General features: G+C 53.6%; 15 protein-coding genes. 13 read left to right on the top strand and 2 right to left on the bottom strand.

What is annotated here, in order from left to right; translation table 11 throughout:
• Positions 1-6 precede the first annotated feature (6 nt).
• From secF to GEOB_RS17130, 5 genes are all read left to right on the top strand, one after another.
• Positions 7-906, top strand: a complete 900-nt coding sequence (secF, locus tag GEOB_RS17150; RefSeq protein ID WP_012648519.1) for a protein translocase subunit SecF — start codon at positions 7-9, stop codon at positions 904-906.
• 15 nt (positions 907-921) lie between these two features.
• Complete coding sequence (locus GEOB_RS17145) at positions 922-1,485, top strand: tetratricopeptide repeat protein (RefSeq protein WP_012648518.1); 564 nt, start codon at positions 922-924, stop codon at positions 1,483-1,485.
• A 71-nt stretch (positions 1,486-1,556) separates the two neighbouring features.
• Positions 1,557-3,281, top strand: coding sequence for a single-stranded-DNA-specific exonuclease RecJ (recJ, locus tag GEOB_RS17140; RefSeq protein WP_012648517.1), 1,725 nt, complete (start codon positions 1,557-1,559; stop codon positions 3,279-3,281).
• Complete coding sequence (locus GEOB_RS17135) at positions 3,281-4,180, top strand: cation diffusion facilitator family transporter (RefSeq protein ID WP_012648516.1); 900 nt, start codon at positions 3,281-3,283, stop codon at positions 4,178-4,180. Before recJ ends, GEOB_RS17135 begins: the two co-directional genes overlap by 1 nt.
• Before the next feature lie 88 nt (positions 4,181-4,268).
• Positions 4,269-4,775, top strand: coding sequence for a rubrerythrin family protein (locus GEOB_RS17130; RefSeq protein ID WP_012648515.1), 507 nt, complete (start codon positions 4,269-4,271; stop codon positions 4,773-4,775).
• 103 nt (positions 4,776-4,878) lie between these two features.
• On the opposite strand, the gene htpG is transcribed toward GEOB_RS17130, so the two are convergent.
• Positions 4,879-6,810 carry a molecular chaperone HtpG gene (htpG, locus tag GEOB_RS17125; protein ID WP_012648514.1) on the bottom strand — a complete coding sequence of 644 codons (1,932 nt, stop codon included), beginning with the start codon at positions 6,808-6,810 and terminating at the stop codon, positions 4,879-4,881.
• A gap of 396 nt (positions 6,811-7,206) precedes the next feature.
• Here htpG and GEOB_RS17120 point away from each other — a divergent pair, with 396 nt between their 5' ends.
• From GEOB_RS17120 to serA, 8 genes are all read left to right on the top strand, one after another.
• Entirely contained in the window at positions 7,207-8,325 is a 1,119-nt protein-coding gene (locus GEOB_RS17120; RefSeq protein ID WP_012648513.1) for an ABC transporter substrate-binding protein, read from the top strand.
• Between the two features lie 3 nt (positions 8,326-8,328).
• Entirely contained in the window at positions 8,329-10,254 is a 1,926-nt protein-coding gene (locus GEOB_RS19495; protein ID WP_012648512.1) for a cache domain-containing protein, read from the top strand.
• Positions 10,255-10,338: 84 nt separating this feature from the next.
• Complete coding sequence (gene trpE / locus GEOB_RS17110; protein ID WP_012648511.1) at positions 10,339-11,814, top strand: anthranilate synthase component I; 1,476 nt, start codon at positions 10,339-10,341, stop codon at positions 11,812-11,814.
• A gap of 73 nt (positions 11,815-11,887) precedes the next feature.
• A complete protein-coding gene (locus GEOB_RS17105) occupies positions 11,888-12,469 on the top strand; it encodes an anthranilate synthase component II (RefSeq protein WP_012648510.1) in 582 nt (193 codons plus the stop codon).
• Positions 12,470-12,499: 30 nt separating this feature from the next.
• Positions 12,500-13,552, top strand: a complete 1,053-nt coding sequence (gene trpD / locus GEOB_RS17100) for an anthranilate phosphoribosyltransferase (RefSeq protein WP_012648509.1) — start codon at positions 12,500-12,502, stop codon at positions 13,550-13,552.
• Positions 13,553-13,566: 14 nt separating this feature from the next.
• Positions 13,567-14,370, top strand: coding sequence for an indole-3-glycerol phosphate synthase TrpC (trpC, locus tag GEOB_RS17095; RefSeq protein ID WP_012648508.1), 804 nt, complete (start codon positions 13,567-13,569; stop codon positions 14,368-14,370).
• Positions 14,371-14,437: 67 nt separating this feature from the next.
• Positions 14,438-15,061 carry a phosphoribosylanthranilate isomerase gene (locus GEOB_RS17090; protein ID WP_012648507.1) on the top strand — a complete coding sequence of 208 codons (624 nt, stop codon included), beginning with the start codon at positions 14,438-14,440 and terminating at the stop codon, positions 15,059-15,061.
• 45 nt (positions 15,062-15,106) lie between these two features.
• The gene (gene serA / locus GEOB_RS17085; RefSeq protein ID WP_012648506.1) at positions 15,107-16,729 is read left to right on the top strand and encodes a phosphoglycerate dehydrogenase; all 1,623 of its coding nucleotides are present in this window, start codon (positions 15,107-15,109) and stop codon (positions 16,727-16,729) included.
• A gap of 126 nt (positions 16,730-16,855) precedes the next feature.
• Here serA and GEOB_RS17080 read toward each other — a convergent pair whose 3' ends face one another.
• Complete coding sequence (locus GEOB_RS17080) at positions 16,856-17,917, bottom strand: 3-deoxy-7-phosphoheptulonate synthase (RefSeq protein WP_012648505.1); 1,062 nt, start codon at positions 17,915-17,917, stop codon at positions 16,856-16,858.
• Positions 17,918-17,924: the final 7 nt, after the last annotated feature.

Raw genomic sequence — 17,924 nt, 5'->3', positions numbered from 1 at the left:
TGAACTATGGAATTCATCGGTAAGACAAAAATCGATTTCATCGGCATGAGAAAAATCTCCTTTGCCATTTCCGCCATAATTGCCATTATCGGCCTCATCGGCATCATCCAGATTGCCAGGGGAGCTGCCAACATGGGGATCGATTTTTCCGGCGGCACCGCCATGCAGCTGAAGTTTTCTGCGCCCTTTACCATGGAAAGCGTCAGAAGCAGCCTGGCTAAAAACGGGATAGAAAATGCCGAGTTGCAGGAAATAAAGGAAGGCAACAAACTGCTGATCAAAATGCGGAAAAGTACGGGGAATGTGGCTGATTCAGTCCAGGAAGCCCTGAAAAAGGACTTCGCCGCCAACCCTTTTGCTGTTGAAAGTTCCACTGAGATCGGACCGTCAATAGGGGACAAACTGCGCAAGGACACGCTTGTTGCCGTGGCCATATCCATGCTGGGCATAATTCTTTACATAGCCTGGCGCTTTGACTACAAATTCGGCATCGGCGCCGTCGTTGCCACCATGCATGACGTGCTGGCAATCTTTGCCATCTTCTTTGTCCTTAACAAAGAGGTGAATCTGCTGCTTGTAACCGCAGCACTAACCATTGCCGGCTATTCCCTCACCGACACGGTTGTCGTTTTTGACCGAATCAGGGAAAACATGCATAAGAACTTGAAAGAGCACATGTTCACGATCTTCAACCAGAGTATCAATGAGGTTATGTCTCGAACCATAATTACCTCGCTGACGACATTTCTGGCGGCCATTTCCCTGCTGCTGTTCGGCGGGGAAGTTATCCATGACTTCGCATTTGCTTTGGTTGTGGGGGTTGTTGTTGCTACCTATTCCTCCATCTTTGTCGCCAGCCCCATAGTTGCTCTGTGGGAAAAGACCCCCGGTCAAGTTAAAGCCTAAAGGAGGTTCTTGAGCATGAGTAAGGAAAGCATTCTGGGAATAGCAGTAGCATTGATCATCGGTCTTCTCGGCGGGTTCCTCATCTTCAGTGTCAGCTCAAAAAAAGAGACTGTACCTGTTACCGGCGGAGTGCCGCAGGGAGCCGGTTCTCCAACCGATTACCAACAGAGAATAACCGAAGCGGAAAAAATTGTTGCCGCCGACCCGAAGAATCTCCAGGCATGGATCCAGCTGGGCAACGATTATTTCGACACCGATCAGGCAAAAAAGTCCGTCGATGCCTATGCCAAGGCTTTGGAACTTGATCCCGCCAACACCAACGTTCTGACAGACCAGGGTATCATGTACCGGAAAATCGGCTGGTTCGACAAGGCCATTGCCAACTTTGAGAAGGCACAGCAGGTGGATCCCAAACACCTGCAGAGTCTCTACAATCTGGGGGTCGTTTATGCCTTCGATCTGAAACAGCCGGACAAGGCGGTCAAGGCCTGGACCCGTTATCTTGAACTGGATTCAACAAGTCCGACGGCCCAACAGATAAAAATGCAAATGGACCAGCTCAAATCAGGTTCGAAGTAAGATGCCGATTCAGTAAAAGACCCCGCCTCGGCGGGGTCTTTTTTTATGGAAAGTTTCCCTGGGAAAAATCGATGCACCATAAACTGGAAAAAAGGTGGGAGCTGAGAAAGAGCGAGCCGGATGATGTGGAGCGGCTTGTGAGTGCGGGGGTAGCTACCCCCCTTCTTGCAAGGCTGCTTCTTAACCGCGTCCCCTGCGACTGTAAAGCAGCTGCCTCGTTCTTTACCTCAAGTCTCGCCGAACTTCACGACCCATATATGCTGCTCGGTATGGAATCTGCGGTGGAAAGGCTTTTGCGGGCCGCTGTCGGCAAGGAAAAAATCTGCATTCATGGCGACTACGATGTGGATGGTATAACCTCGGTGGTGCTGCTGCTTACTTTTTTTCAGACCATCGGTATTGATGCCTGTTATATCATTCCGGATCGCCTCGTTGATGGTTATGGCCTTTCTGCAGACGCCGTAGATAAGGCTGCCCGACTCAAAACGGACGTCATGGTGACCGTCGACTGCGGCATCACCGCACTGGCCGAGGCCAAGCTCTGTGCCGAAGCCGGCATCGACCTGATTATCACCGATCATCACACTCCTGGGGAAGCCCTGCCCGATGCCTGCGCCGTCATTAATCCCAACCAGAAGGGATGCAACTATCCATTCAAAGCTCTCGCCGGTGTCGGCGTTGCATTCAATCTGGTCATTGCCCTGAGAAGCCGCCTTCGGGCAGAGGGTTTCTTCTCCGGCAGGGCAGAGCCAAATCTGCGGGAATATCTTGATCTGGTGGCCCTTGGCACCATTGCTGACGTTGTTCCGCTCATCGATCAAAACCGGATCCTTGCCAAATATGGTTTGATGGAGTTAAGCCAATCCCATCGGCCGGGTATCCAGGCACTGAAGAGGGTTGCCGGGATAACAGGAGATGTAGGCTGCGGCGCGGTGGGGTTCCGCCTGGCTCCCAGGCTCAATGCTGCGGGACGGTTGGAGAACGCCGCAATGGCTGTGGAACTTCTTCTCTGCAAAGATCTGAAGAGCGCTGAGCCTTTGGCGGCAGCTCTGGATGCCAGCAATGCCGAGCGGCAGGCTGTGGAGCGGGAGATACTGAATGATGCCCTGCAGATGGTGAGGGATGATGCAGCCTTCAAAGGGAGGAAAAGTATTGTTCTTGCCTCGGAAGAGTGGCATTCGGGGGTGATAGGTATTGTGGCATCCAGGCTGGTGGATCTTTACCATCGCCCGACGATTCTCATTGCCTTGAAAGACGGCAATGGCAAAGGTTCCGGCCGCAGTATCGCCGGCTTTCACCTGCACGAGGCCCTGACTGCATGCGCCGAGCATCTGGTGAAATTCGGCGGTCACAAACATGCAGCCGGGCTTGCAATTGCCGAAGAGACCCTGCAAGCATTCGTCGAAAGGTTCAATGAGATAGCCGATGGGCTGCTCACCCCAGAGGATCTGATACCGGTGCTTTTGATCGATGCCGAGCTGAAGGCAGAAGATCTTACCCTGGATCTGGTGTCGGAACTGGAGCGGATGAAGCCTTTTGGTATGGGGAACCCGGAACCAGTGTTTCTCCTCCAGGATGCGGAGGTCCTGGAGAGCCGGATAGTGAAGGATACCCATCTGAAATTACGCCTGCAGGTTGAGGCGAAGAAATTCGAGGCGATCGCCTTTTCCATGGCAGGGAGGGTTTCGGTGGGAGAACGCATTGACCTAGCCTTTTCCCCTGCTATAAATAACTGGAATGGCAGAAGTTCTTTGCAGTTGACGGTGAAGGATCTGCGCAGGGCAGGGGGCATATAGTGCAAAGGGCCGAACGTTTCAATCAGGCCGACCGGGTCATCAGGCTTGGCTTCTGGATGAATGCGGTGTTGATGATAATGAAGATCGCGGCAGGGCATTTCGGTGGTTCTGAAGCGGTTTTTGCCGACGGTGTGGAGAGCGCCTGCGATTTCATTGCCATATTGACAACGATCATAGCCCTCAGGATCGGCCGAAAGCCTTTCGATGAAAAACATCCCTACGGTCACGGCCGGGCTGAGAGCATATCTGCAATTCTCGTTTCGCTGGTCATCTTTATCACCGGTTTCGGCATTCTCTATAAAGCTGTGAAAACTATCTCTGCCGGAGTGTACGAGGAGCCCCAGTTAATAGCCGTGCTGGCTGCCTTCGTTACCATACTGATCAAGGAATGGCTGTGCCGCTTTTCCCTCAGGGTCGGAGGTGATCTGGGGAGTCCTGCTGTCATGGCCATCGCCAAAGATCATCGCAAAGATGCCATCACCTCCATTGCCACACTGGTGGGGGTTACCGGCGCCTTTTTCGGCTTCAAGGTCATGGATCCCCTGGCTGCCGGTCTTACCTCATTCTTTATTTTCCATATCGGCTACCAGACCTTCAGCGGTGCGGCCCATGATCTCATGGACGGCCTGCCGCCACAGGAGATGCTTCACGCTGTGACGGCACTGGCTGAAGATGTCGAGGGTGTCGAACATGTGCATGAGATAAAGGGTCGTCGCTCCGGCCAATATGTGATCATCGACCTCAAGCTGGATATGGACCCGGAGATGACGGTCAAGCAGTCCCATGCCATTGCCACGCAGGTTAAAAAGCTGGTTTTCGACAGTTTTTCCAACGTGGGAGACGTGATGATTCATATCAATCCCCATGAGGAGGAACATGAGGACCTGATAAGATTATAGACTCTTTATTTACCTGCCAACTTGCATTTCCACCCAATGTGGTATCATTTATCCCCGACCCATGCAATCACAACCCAGGAGGATTAAAATGTCAAACACTCCAAAATCGGAAAATGATCTCAAAGAGGCTTTTGCCGGTGAATCCCAAGCCAATCGTAAATATCTTGCGTTTGCCAAACAAGCTGACAAGGATGGTTTTCCCCAGGTGGCGAGGCTTTTTCGTGCTGCAGCCGAAGCTGAAACCGTTCATGCCCATAATCATCTGCGGGCCCTCAAGGGGATCAACGGCACCAGGGAGAATCTCGTTGAGGCCATAGCCGGCGAAACCCATGAATTCAAGAACATGTATCCGCAGATGATCGCAGATGCCGAGCTGGAGGGGGCGACGGAGGCGAGGCGTTCATTCACTTTCGCTAACGCAGTCGAGAAGGTCCATGCGGAGCTTTACCAGAAGGCGCTGGATACGCTGGGGGCTGCGGCAGAGGAGTTTGATTATTATGTCTGCCCGGTCTGCGGACACACGGTGGAGCGTGGAGCGCCAGACAAATGCGTTGTCTGCGGTGCGGCAGGGTCGGCCTTCTATAAGGTGAGCTGATACATTAGGAGGGAATTTTCCCCCTCTCCCGACCCTCTCCCACCAGGGGAGAGGGTTTTTTAGTTCCCCCTCCCTTGATGGGAGGGGCTAGGGGAGGGTGGGATTACGCCGCTTTTACCATCAGTTCGGCAATCAGCTTGGTGAAACGGAGCGGATCGGGGATTGGTGAACCTTCGGTGAGAAGTGCCTGGTCGTAGAGCAGCCCGCAGTAATCGGCCAGTTTCGGATTTTCCTTGTCTTTTTCAAAGAGCCCGCTCAGTACCTGCATCAGCGGATGGTCCGGGTTCAGTTCCAGCACCCGCTTTGACTCGGGCACATCCTGATTCATTGCTTTGAGGATTTTTTCCATATTTGCATTGAGGCCATGCTGATCGGCAACGAGACAGCAGGCGCTGTCGGTGAGGCGGTTGGAAAATCGTACCTCCTTTACCTGGTCCTTCAGCTGTTCCTTGATGTAATCCAGAACACCCTGATACTGTTTCTTTGCCTCTTCCTGCTTTGCTTCCTTCTCTTTCTTCTCTTCTTCGCTGTCCAGTTCCAGGTCGCCACGGTCAACGGCATGAAGCTTCTTGCCTTCGTACTCAGTCAGGCTCTGCACCACCCACTCGTCCACCGGATCGGTCATGTACAGGACTTCGAAGCTCTTTTTGCGGAATATTTCCAGGTGTGGTGAATTTTCAAGCCCTGAGCGGGAAGGGCCGGTGATGTAATAGATCTCCTTCTGGTTCTCAGGCATGCGCTCAACGTATTCCTTCAGGGAGACGAAGTTTCCGCTATCGGTCTTTGAGCTTTCGAAAAGGATCAGGTCCTGCAGCTTCTCCTTGTTTGCAAAGTCGAAGTGGATCCCTTCCTTGAGTACCGGCCCGAACTCCCGGTAGAATTTCAGGTAATCCTCCGGTGTCTTCTCCTTTGTCTCCGCCAGGGTGGAGAGGATTTTGCCCACCAGATTCTTCTCGATCCGTTTGATTTGCACATCTTCCTGGAGTATCTCGCGGGAGACGTTGAGGGGCAGGTCGCTGGAATCGACTACCCCCTTCATGAAGCGCAGGTAATCGGGAACCAGCGCTTCGCAATTATCGGTGATGAAGACCCGCTTAACATAAAGATGGATGCCCTTTTTGTGGTCGCGCATGAAGAGGTCGAAGGGCTTATGGCTGGGAATGTAGACCAGCGCCTTGAATTCGCTGGTGCCCTCCGCCGAATAGTGGATGGTGCGGAAGGGTTTGTCGTAATCGTGGGAGATATGTTTGTAAAACTCTTCATACTCCTCTTCGGTAATTTCGCTCTTGGGCCTGGTCCAGATGGCTTTCATGGAGTTCAAGGTCTCTTCGGTGGTCTTTTCGATGGTGCCGCCACCTTCAATGACCTTGCCGTCCACCCCCTTGACCGGCTCTTCCCTGGTAATGTCCATAACGATAGGATACTGCACATAATCTGAATATTTCTTGATGATGCCGCGGATCTTCCATTCGTCCAGATATTCCTTCATCTCTTCCTTGAGGTGCAGGGTGATGTCGGTGCCGCGAGTCTCTTTTTCGCAGTCTTCGATAGTATAGCTGCCGTCGCCGGTGGATTCCCAGCAGCAGGCGGCATTTTTATCCCCCGACTTGCGGGTGATCAGTGTCACCTTGTCGGCCACCATGAAAGACGCATAGAAGCCGACGCCGAACTGGCCGATCAACTCGGGGTTGTCCTGGAGGTTCTTGCCCTTCAGGTTGTCCATGAAAGCGCGGGTGCCGGAGCGGGCAATGGTGCCGATATTTTCCTCAACCTCGGCCATATTCATACCGATACCGTTGTCGCGGATCGTCAGGGTGCCGGCGCTCTTGTCTGCTATGAGTTTAACCTTCCAGTCGGCATTCCCCTCCAGAAGATCCATGTTTGAATGAGACTCGAATTTGATTTTATCTATTGCGTCAGAGGCGTTGGAGACGAGCTCGCGCAGGAAGATGTCCTTGTTGGAATAGAGCGAGTGTATAACCAGGTCAAGGAGCTGCTGGACTTCGGTTTCAAACTTTTTCGTGCTTTTGGTCATGAACGGTTTTTCTCCTTTTGCAAAAGTAGGTCGGTCCTGAACAAACTAATCATTGTCGCCTCATTTTTCAAGGTGCAATTTACATTATTTCCTTCCGAATGTAGTAAGGGTACTAATTATGGACAATTAACCCGCAAAACTATAATATGTTTTCATTTAGTTTCTTCCCGCTACAGCCGACATGTTATGTAGTTTCCATCCGGAAAGGGTTCTTTTCTGCCCTGGCAGCGTCAATCTGCGGGCTTACTTGTGCGACGTACCGATGTACGTCTCCGCACAAGCCCTTGATTTCCTTGCCAGAACAAAATCCCCTCTTTCCGCGTTTCTCCATCCGGAGTTTCCGGATGGAAACTATGTAGTATTCCGCGAGATTCTGCCACGGAAGGGGGAATGTTTATGGCCAGACGTTTTTTCCCGCAGCTTATTAGCATGATTCTTTTGCTGACGGCTTTGGTGCTGACCGGCTGCCGGGATAAGAAGCCCATTTATCTCGGTTATGCAGGGCCTTTGACCGGGAAATTTGCCGATCTTGGTATTGCCGGCCGAGATGGCGTCGTGCTGGCGGTGGAGGAAATAAATGCCGGAGGAGGAATAGCCGGCAGGGAAATAGAGCTTCTGTCAAAGGACGATGCCCAGGATCCGCAACAAGCGCAGAAGGTGGATCAGGAATTGGTGGATGCCGGAGCCGTTGCAGTCATCGGCCATATGACCAGTGTCATGTCGGTGGCCGGTCTTCCTGTCGTCAACCGTGCGCATCTGGTCATGCTCAGTCCCACCACCAGCAGTAATGACCTTACCGGCATCGATGATTACTTTCTGAGGGTTTACCCTCCCAGCAGCCAGGTGGCGCACCTTCTCTCCACCCATGCCATTGAAAAGCTGGACATTCGTTCCATTTCCGTCGTCTATGACATTTCAAACGAAGCCCACACCCTGGGTTGGTATAAATATTTCAGAGAAAACCATCAGCGTCTGGGAGGACGCATCGTGCAGGAATTTCCCTTCAAGGGAGGAAAAGCTGACTTTTCGCACTTGGCAGAACAGATCAAGGCCGGTGGTTCCCAGGGGCTGTTCATTATCGCAGGCGCCATGGATACGGCAATGATCTGCCAGCACTTGCGTAGATCAGGCTTTGGGATGCCGATCGTAGTTTCCGAATGGTCAACTACTGACGAGTTGTTGAGTCAGGGGGGAACCGCCGTTGAAGGTATCAACTTTTACCAGACCTTTGACCGCAACAGCGACCAACCTGCATATGTGGCGTTCAGAAAAAACTATCGGGAGAGATTCCGGCGCGAGCCGACTTTTGCTTCGGTACATGCCTATGATTCGGCGAAACTGGTTTTTTCAGCGCTGACACGGGACAGCGACCCGAAAAAGCTGAAACAGACAATTCTGTCAATGGCAAATTTCAATGGCTTGCAGGATCAAATAATGATAGACAGATTCGGTGACCCCAAGCGTACACCTTTTCTTATGGTAATTAAAAACGGTACCTTCCAGAGGGTGAGATAAAACGTGAAAAAGAAGATTACCTTGAAAAATGCACTATTTATAATTACTTTGTTGACCGTATTAACACCGATCATGGTTATCGGTCTGGTTGCCGACCGTTTCCTTTTTCAGGATTTGCGCAACGATATTGCCCGCCAGAACAAGAATCTGGCAACGGCCGTTGCCGGTGAAGTGAGCAGTCACCTTGAGGGCCAGCTGAAGATAGTCAGACAGCTGGCAGAACAGCTGGACATGGATCCGGCGTTGAAAAAAAGCAAGAATCTGAACCTGATCCTGAACGCAGAAATTGCTGCGGATGAATTCTTCGAATCGATTTTCGTCCTGGATGCACGGGGCAAGGTCAGCCATGTGGGCTACAGAAGAGCATCTGGAATGATCAGGGAGAACTACCTGGGAATAGATTTCACCGGCCAGGACTTTTACCGCAAGGCCAGCCGGGAAGGGGAGATCTATTGGTCGGGAACCTTCATTTCGCCCATCAGTGGTGAACCTACAGTTGCGGTGTCTGTTCCCATCGACGGCGGACTTGTCATCGCCAATGTCAATCTGAGGGAGTTGACGAACATTACCAAACAGTTGGACAACACGTCCTACAGTTATGTCTATGTAGTCAACAGGGCCGGTAACGTCATCGCCCATCCCGATGATAAAATTGTCCGGCAGCAGTTCAATCTGAATAATCTTCCCATTATCAGTGACGGTCTTGCCGGTCGATTCGGCACCTATCGTTACACCTTTTTAGGTAAGGAAAAGGAAGGAACCGCCGTACAAATTCCCGAAACCGGCTGGCTGGTCGTTGTTGCCCATGACGTGGAAGAGGCCTATGCACCGGTGAAAAAAACGGAAAGAATATTCTTGCTCGGTCTTCTGGCAGCGCTTTTTTTCTCTGTTCTGGCAGCTACCTGGAGCCTGAACAAAATTCTTCTTCCCCTGAACCGGCTCATGACCAACGCCCAGAAGCTTGCCGGAGGCGACTATTCCCTTGTTCCCGTACCCGGAGAATTCCGGGAGATCGAGGCACTTTCGGGAGCTTTTGCCTATATGGCCGACGCCATCAACAAGCGGGAAGAAGAGCTGATGGAGCGGAACGAGGAGTTGACTTCCATTGAAGAGGAACTCCGTCAGCAGATCGATGAGTATCTGCACAGCCAGGATGAACTGTCGAAGAGTCATGCAGAGGTTCGACGCCTGAACGAAGAGCTGGAACAACGGGTGGCCGAGCGAACCCTGCAGCTGGAAACGGCAAACAAGGAACTCGAATCGTTCTGCTATTCCGTTTCCCACGATCTGCGTGCGCCACTGCGTCACATCAATGGTTTCAGCCAGGCACTTCTCGAAGATTGTCTGGCGTCACTGGATGAGCAGGGGCAGAATTACCTGCGGCGGATATGCGCGGCAACAGACCGTATGGGGCTCCTGATCGACGACCTTCTTGAGCTATCCCGGGTATCCCGCAATGAGATGAAGCACGAACAGGTAAACCTGAGTGAAATGGCCTGGTCCATCATAGAGATGTTCAAAGAGACAGCGCCCCAGAGAGATGCTTCATTCAAGAGTGTAGCGGATATTGTTGTCAGCGGTGACAGAAACCTGTTGCGGCTCGTGATGGAAAATCTGCTGGGAAATGCCTGGAAATACACCTCCAAAAAGCAGGAAGCCTCCATCGTATTCGACAGCATTATAAAGGAGGGAGAGCAGATATTTTTTGTCAGGGATAATGGCGTCGGTTTCGACATGACCTATTCGGGGAAGCTTTTCGGTGCGTTTCAGCGGCTGCACAGTGAAGCCGATTTTGAGGGAACCGGCATCGGCCTTGCCACGGTCCAGCGCATCATCCACCGCCACGGAGGACGTGTCTGGGGTGAGGGGGAGGTGGGCAAAGGCGCCACTTTTTACTTTACCCTGCCCCAATCAGCCCCCATTCCTTGACACCTTCCGGCCTCTATGCTATTTAAATCCTTTCCGTTTTAATCAGAGCGCTACCACATCCTCACCCTGTCCACGGGGGCTCCAATGTATTACCCCGATTTAGCCGCATTCCGCACCCTTGCCGAAAAGGGCAATCTTATCCCCGTCTACCGGGAGATCATGGCCGATCTTGATACCCCGGTCAGCGCCTTCAAGAAGATTGACGACGGCAAATATGCATTTCTACTGGAGAGTATCGAAGGGGGGGAGAAATGGGCACGTTATACCTTCCTCGGCTCCAATCCTTCCGTTGTCATCCGTACCATCGGCAATGATGTGGAAATTATCGAAGACGGTACTGCCCGGCAGTTGACCTGTGCCGACCCGCTCGGTTTTGTCCGTGATCACCTCAGCCGTTATCAGCCGGTCATGATCGAGGGTGTTCCACGTTTTTTCGGCGGGGCCGTCGGTTACCTGGGCTATGACATGGTGCGCCATTTTGAAGAACTGCCGGCGGCAAAACCCGCAGTCATCGGCGCCTACGATTCCTACTTCGTCATCACCGACACCATTCTCATCTTCGACAATGTCAGCCAAAAGATCAAGATCGTTTCCAATGCCCATCTGGACAACGGCAAAACGGTGGAGGCCGCCTATGCAGAGGCGACGGCAAAGATCGATGCACTCATCAGAAAGCTGAAAACACCGCTACCGGCACAGGTTTCTGCCTCCCCGGCAAAAAAATGCTCTTTCAAGTCCGGCATCAGCAGGGATGATTTTGAAAAGGCTGTGGAAAAAAGCAAGGAATACGTGCGGGCGGGGGACATTTTTCAGGTAGTGCTGTCCCAGCGCTTTTCGGCAGAGCTGACCGTTGACCCACTGGACATCTACCGGGTGCTACGGACCCTCAACCCTTCTCCGTACATGTTTTTTCTCCGTCTGGACGACACGCTGGTGGTGGGGGCTTCACCGGAGGTCATGGTGCGCAGGGAAGGCAGCCGGGTTGAACTTCGCCCCATTGCCGGCACCAGGCCGAGGGGAAAGACAGGGGAAGAAGATCTGGCCATGGAAGAGGAGATGCTCGCCGATCCAAAGGAGCGGGCCGAACATGTTATGCTGGTGGATCTGGGGAGAAACGACCTGGGACGGGTCTGCAGAACCGGCACCGTTCAGGTTTCCGAACTGATGGTGGTGGAACGCTATTCCCACGTCATGCACATCGTTTCCAATGTGCAGGGGGATCTGGAGGAGGGGAAGGATGCCTTTGACGTTGTGCGGGCGACATTTCCCGCCGGGACACTTTCCGGAGCGCCGAAAGTCAGGGCCATGGAGATCATCAACGAGCTGGAGCCGGTGCGGCGTGAAGTTTACGGCGGCGCCGTGGGTTACTTCTCTTTTTCGGGCAACATGGATCTGGCCATAGCCATCAGGACGCTGGTGATCAAGGATGGCATGGTGCATCTGCAGGCCGGGGCCGGCATAGTCGCCGACTCGGTGCCCGCAGCCGAATACCAGGAGACTGTCAACAAGTCCATGGCGGTGGTCAAGGCCATAGAAACAGTGGAGCTGGGCCTGGAATAACCTGGTAAGTGAACTTTAGACCTCGAACCTCGAACCTCGAACCTCGAACTTCGAACTTTCCGAAGGAAGCCACATGCTGCTGATGATCGACAACTATGATTCATTTACCTACAACCTGGTCCAGTACTTTGGTGAATTGGGCGAGGAGGTGCAGGTCTTTCGTAACGACAGGGTTACCCTTGAAGAGATCGAGCGGCTGAAGCCGGAGCAAATTGTCATTTCCCCCGGACCGTGCACGCCGGTTGAAGCGGGCATATCTCTTCCCGCGATCAGGCATTTTGCCGGGAAAATCCCCTTGTTCGGCGTCTGCCTTGGCCATCAGTCCATCGGTGCTGCCTTCGGCGGCAAGGTAATCCGCTGTGATTACCTGATGCACGGCAAGACATCCCAGATACACCACGATGGCAAGGGGCTGTTCAAGGGGCTTACCAACCCCTTCGAGGCGACCCGTTATCATTCCCTGGTGGTGGAGCGAACTTCGCTTCCCGATTGTCTGGAGGTGACGGCCTGGGTTGAGGATGGCAACATCATGGGGCTGAGGCACCGGGAGTTTCCCATCTGGGGGGTGCAGTTTCATCCCGAATCGATCCTGACTGTGGGGGGCAGGGAGATTCTGCGTAATTTCCTGGAGATGAGCCGGGGACGGCAAGCGTGAAGAGTGAAGGGTGAAGAGTGAGGGGACGTTATGATTAAGAAAGCGATAGCACGGGTAGTGGAACGGGAGGATCTCTCCCAGTCAGAGATGATCCAGGTCATGGACCAGATCATGTCCGGTGAGGCGACACCGGCACAGATTGCGGCATTTATCACTGCTTTGCGTATGAAGGGGGAGACGGTGGCTGAAATCGCCGGTGCCGCACGGGTGATGCGTGACCGGGCAACCCGGATCAGAGTAGGCAAAAACGTGCTCGACCTGGATCGTGACGACATCAACATCGACCTGGAAACCATCCTGGATGTGGTTGGTACCGGCGGCGATGGAACCAACACCTTCAATATTTCCACCACCGTTTCCTTCGTCGTTGCCGCCTGCGGCGTCAAGGTCGCCAAGCACGGCAACCGTTCCGTTTCTTCGGCTTGCGGCAGCGCCGATGTGGTGGAAGCGCTGGGAATAAGCCTTGAAGTGACGCCGGAAACCGTTGAAAACTGCATCAATGAGGCGGGGATCGGTTTTCTCTACGCCCCGGCTCTGCACGGCGCCATGAAATTTGCCATCGGCCCGCGCAAGGAAATCGGCATCCGCACCATCTTCAATATTCTCGGCCCACTGACCAATCCGGCCGGGGCACCATGCCAAGTGCTGGGGGTCTATCGGGAAGAGTTAGTTGAAAAACTGGCCCATGTCCTGAAAAATCTCGGCTGCCGACGCGGCTTTGTCGTTTATGGCATGGACGGTATGGACGAGATCACCCTGACCACGGAAACACGCATGGCTGAGGTAACTCCCGAAGAAGTGAAGGCCTGGCTGTTCAAGCCGGAAGACCTGGGGTTCGCTCGCTGTACCATGGACGATCTGCGCGGCGGGGATGCCGTGGCCAACGCGGTAACGGTGCGGGGCATTCTTGAAGGGGAGAAAGGACCCAAGCGTGACGTGGTCCTTATCAATGCTGCTTTCGGACTTGTGGCCGCCGGCAGGGCGGCGAACCCGGCCGAAGGGGTGAAACTGGCCGTCGAGGCGCTAGATTCCGGAGCAGCACTGGCAAAGCTGGAAAAACTCAAGGCGCTGACCAACGCATAGCAGGCGGATCATTCATGGCTGATGCACCGGACATTCTGAAGAAAATAGTCGCCCATAAAAAGATGGAGCTTGCTGCCGTGAAAGGGGCAAGGCCTCTGGCGGAGGTGCAGGCGCGCCTTGCCGACCTGGAAGACCAGCCGCGGGGATTTGAGCAGGCATTGAGAAATGCAGGCGAATCCGGCTGGACCGCCATCATCGCCGAAGTCAAGAAGGGTTCTCCGTCAAAAGGCTTGATCCGGGCCGATTTCGATCCGGTGGAGATTGCTGCCGTTTATGAAAAAAATGGCGCCGCCTGCCTGTCGGTGCTGACCGAAGAACATTTTTTCCTGGGACACTTGAGCTATCTGGCTCTTATTCGTGAGCAGGTGGGCTTACCCCTGCTGCGCAAGGATTTTATCTTTGACCCATACCAGATCTATGAGGCCCGTGCTGCCGGAGCTGATGCGGTTCTTCTCATCGCTGCCATGCTCGATATTCACCAGTTGCGGGGCTTGTCGGCCCTGGCAAAAGAGTTGTCCCTTGACGTGCTGCTTGAGGTCCACGACCGGGCCGAGCTGGAAACGGCACTTGAAACCGACTGCACCCTGATCGGCATCAACAACCGGGATCTGCGAACCTTCGTCTGTGACCTTGCCGTTACGGAAGGGCTCGCTCCGCTGGTTCCGCCGGAGAGGCTGATTGTGGCGGAGAGCGGTATTCATTTCAGGGCAGATGTGATTCGTCTGCAGCATGCCGGCGCTGGTGCTTTTCTCATCGGGGAGTCGCTGATGCGGGAGCCGGATATGGGGGCGAAGCTGCGGGAGCTTCTCACCGAGTAGCAGGTTCAGGGACAGTTCTGACTTGTGTTACAATAAAGCATCAGCATATTCCTGAGGGTATACACAAATGACAAAGGTGAAAATCTGCGGTATAACCACTGTTGCCGATGCCATGATGGCGGTGGAAGCTGGCGCCGATGCCCTTGGTTTTGTTTTTTACGATCAATCCCCCCGTAATCTTGAGCCGGCCCAGGCAGCTGAAATTATCAGGGTGCTTCCACCGTTTGTCCAGGTGGTGGGCCTGTTTGTCCATGCGCCCCTTGATTTTATCAATACCGTTACCGACCGCTGTCGTCTGGATGTGGTGCAGCTCCATGGCGATGAGCCACAGGAATTCTGCGCCGCGGTCAACAGGCGTGTTATCAAGGCTTTCCGAATCAAGGACATCACCAGCCTGGACCACATGGATGAATACAATGTGGCCGGATATCTGCTGGATGCCTGGTCACCAAAGGCCTTCGGCGGTACTGGTGTCACCTTCAACTGGGATACGGCATTGATTGCCAAGAAGTTCGGTCCGATCATCCTTGCGGGAGGCCTGACCCCGGAAAATGTGGCAGAAGCCGTCCACTACGTGTCTCCATACGGGGTCGATGTCTCAAGCGGTGTGGAAGCGGCCCACCGGGTCAAGGACCCGGAAAAGGTGCGGCAGTTCATCCAGCGGGCCAAGGAATGTTTAGGTTCTATGTAAAGTTCGAAGTTCGGAGATTGATTTAAACAAAGGAAGGAAAGAGCAATGAAGGTTATCGTAACAGACGAGGTGGCGCAGGAAGGGTTGGAGCTGCTGAAGAAAGATCCACGGGTGGAGCTGGATATTCGTCTCGGCCTGAAAAAAGAGGAGTTGCTGGCACTTATCGGCGACTACGAGGTGATTATCACCCGCAGCGGAACCACCGTGGACAAGGACCTGCTGGATGCAGGCAGAAATCTGAAAATGGTGGCCAGGGCAGGAGTCGGTATCGACAACGTGGACGTGGATTACGCCAGCTCCAAAGGGGTCATCGTTGTCAATGCGCCATTCGGCAATACCAACAGTGCCGCCGAGCATGCCATGGCTCTGTTGCTCGCCTTCTGCCGCAATATTACCAAGGCCAACGCAAGCCTGAAAAACGGCGAATGGAAACGCGCCCCCTTCACCGGTGTCGAGCTGAAAGGGAAAACCGCAGGAGTCATTGGTCTGGGCAAGGTTGGCGGCCGGGTCGCTACCAGGCTCAAGGCCTTTGAATGCGAAGTCTTCGCCTGCGATCCTTACATTGCCGCCAAACGCGCCCATGATCTTGGTGTGAAGCTGGTATCCCACGATGAGATCTACAAGAACTGCGACATCATCACCTTGCATACACCCTTGAACGATGAGACCCGCAACATGATAGGAGAGCGGGAGCTTTCCATGATGAAGCACGGCGTTATTCTGATCAATGCTGCCCGCGGCGGCATTATCACTGAAGGGGCGCTTTTAAATGCCCTTAAAAGCGGTAAGGTCTATGGCGCTGCCATGGATGTGTGGAGCGAAGAGCCGCCAAAAAGCGAAGTGCTCAAAGAACTGATTTCCCAGGAAAGGTTGGTTGTGACGCCACATTTGGGTGCCAACACTTTCGAAGCCCAGATCAACGTAGCGGTCGACGTATCCAAGGAGATCCTCAACTATCTGGATGAACAGCCCCTGGAGAATGCCGTCAACATTCCCCGTTTCGATATGGCGCTCATGGACCAGATGCGTCCGTTCCTCAACCTGATGAGCGTGCTCTCCGACTTCGGTATCCAGCTGGTGGACACCAACATAGCCAAGGTTATCTTCAGTTATTCTGGCAATATTGCCCATTACGACTGCTCTCCCCTCAGCGTCTGTGGCCTTTCGGCACTACTCAATCGCCGGGTGGACCAGGACGTCAATCTGGTCAATGCCAGTCTTGTTGCAGAGCAGATGGGCATTGTCGTAGAGGAGACCAAATCGACCCAGGCCGGGGCCTTCTCCAACCTGATCACCCTGATTGTCGAAGTGGAGGGGGGAAAACGCCGCACGGTTTCCGGTACTCTTTTCGAGGGAGCACCGCGTATTGTCCGTCTGCGGGATTATTCCATGGATTTTGCTCCCGACGAGCACATGCTGCTTCTCAATTACACCGATCGTCCGGGCATGATCGGCCAGATCGGCACCATCATGGGCACCCATGGCATTAACATAGCCTCAATGAATCTGGGACGCCGGGAGAAAAAGGGGGAAGCGATGGTCATCCTTTCCCTGGACTCTGCAGTGCCGCCTGAGGTTGTTGAGGAAATGAAAACAGCCATTGATGCCACTTATATCCGTGCCATCCACATGCGCACGGTGAAGTGCAATCGGGGCTGCTGCGCCTGAAGAAACAGTGAATGGTGAATGGTGAAAAAAAGCCCCGCGGGAATTCCCAGCGGGGCTTTTTTATCACCAATCACTAATAACCAATAACCAATCACCAATCACCAATAACCAATCACCAATAACCAATCACCGTTTTCTCCCGCCACAGGCCTTGAGGCTGGCGTGTGCCTTGCGCAGGATAGTCTCGGTAGTCTGCCAGTCTATGCATTTGTCGGTGATGGATACGCCGTACTTCAGTTGGGAAATATCCTTTGGCATCGCTTGATTTCCCCCCTCCAGATAGCTTTCGATCATCACCCCGGAAATAGAGGTGTTGCCTGCAGCAATCTGCTGGACAACACTTTCCAGCACCATGGGCTGTTTTTCATGGTTTTTCTCGGAGTTGCCGTGGCTGCAGTCGATCATGATGGTCGGCAGGAGACCGGCGGCTTTGAGCTTTTCTTCGGTATTGCGGATATCTTCGGGAGAATAGTTTGGTTTTCTTCCACCCCGCAGGACCATGTGTACGTCTGGATTGCCGGTGGTCTGGACGATGGAAGTAAGCCCCTCCCGGTTGATGCCCAGGAAGCTGTGGGAATGTCTTGCTGCGATCATGGCGTCTATGGCGATCTGCAGATTACCATCAGTGCCGTTCTTGAAACCGATGGGAAAGGAAAGTCCGCTGGCCAGTTCGCGGTGGGTCTGGGATTCAGTGGTGCGTGCTCCGATGGCCCCCCAGGAGAGATGGTCGGCCAGGTATTCAGGGGTAATAGGATCGAGCATTTCGGTGGCGACCGGTATTTTCATGGTGATAATCTCGGTCAATAGCCTTCTGGCAGTGCCGAGCCCCTTGGAAATGAGGTGGGTGCCGTTCATGTCAGGGTCGTTGATCAGCCCCTTCCAGCCGACGGTGGTTCGCGGCTTTTCAAAATACACTCGCATGATGAGGAGCAACTGATCTGAAACTTCGGCAGAAAGCTTGGCCAGCTTTGCCCCATACTCAAGCGCCCCTTTGGGATCATGGATGGAACATGGCCCGACCACCACCATCAGGCGTGGATCCTTGCCGTGCAGGATGTTCTTGATGCTTTCCCGGCTGGCGCTGACGAATTCACTGGCTTCGATGGAAAGGGGAAATACCTGCCGCAGATCGGTGGGGGCGATGATGGGGGTAATGCTCTTGATTTTCAGGTTGTTGGTCTTGATCATGGCTGTT

The sequence above is a fragment of the Geotalea daltonii FRC-32 genome (assembly GCF_000022265.1).
Classification (GTDB): Bacteria; Desulfobacterota; Desulfuromonadia; order Geobacterales; family Geobacteraceae; genus Geotalea; species Geotalea daltonii.
This window is presented reverse-complemented; position numbering and strand designations above follow the sequence as displayed.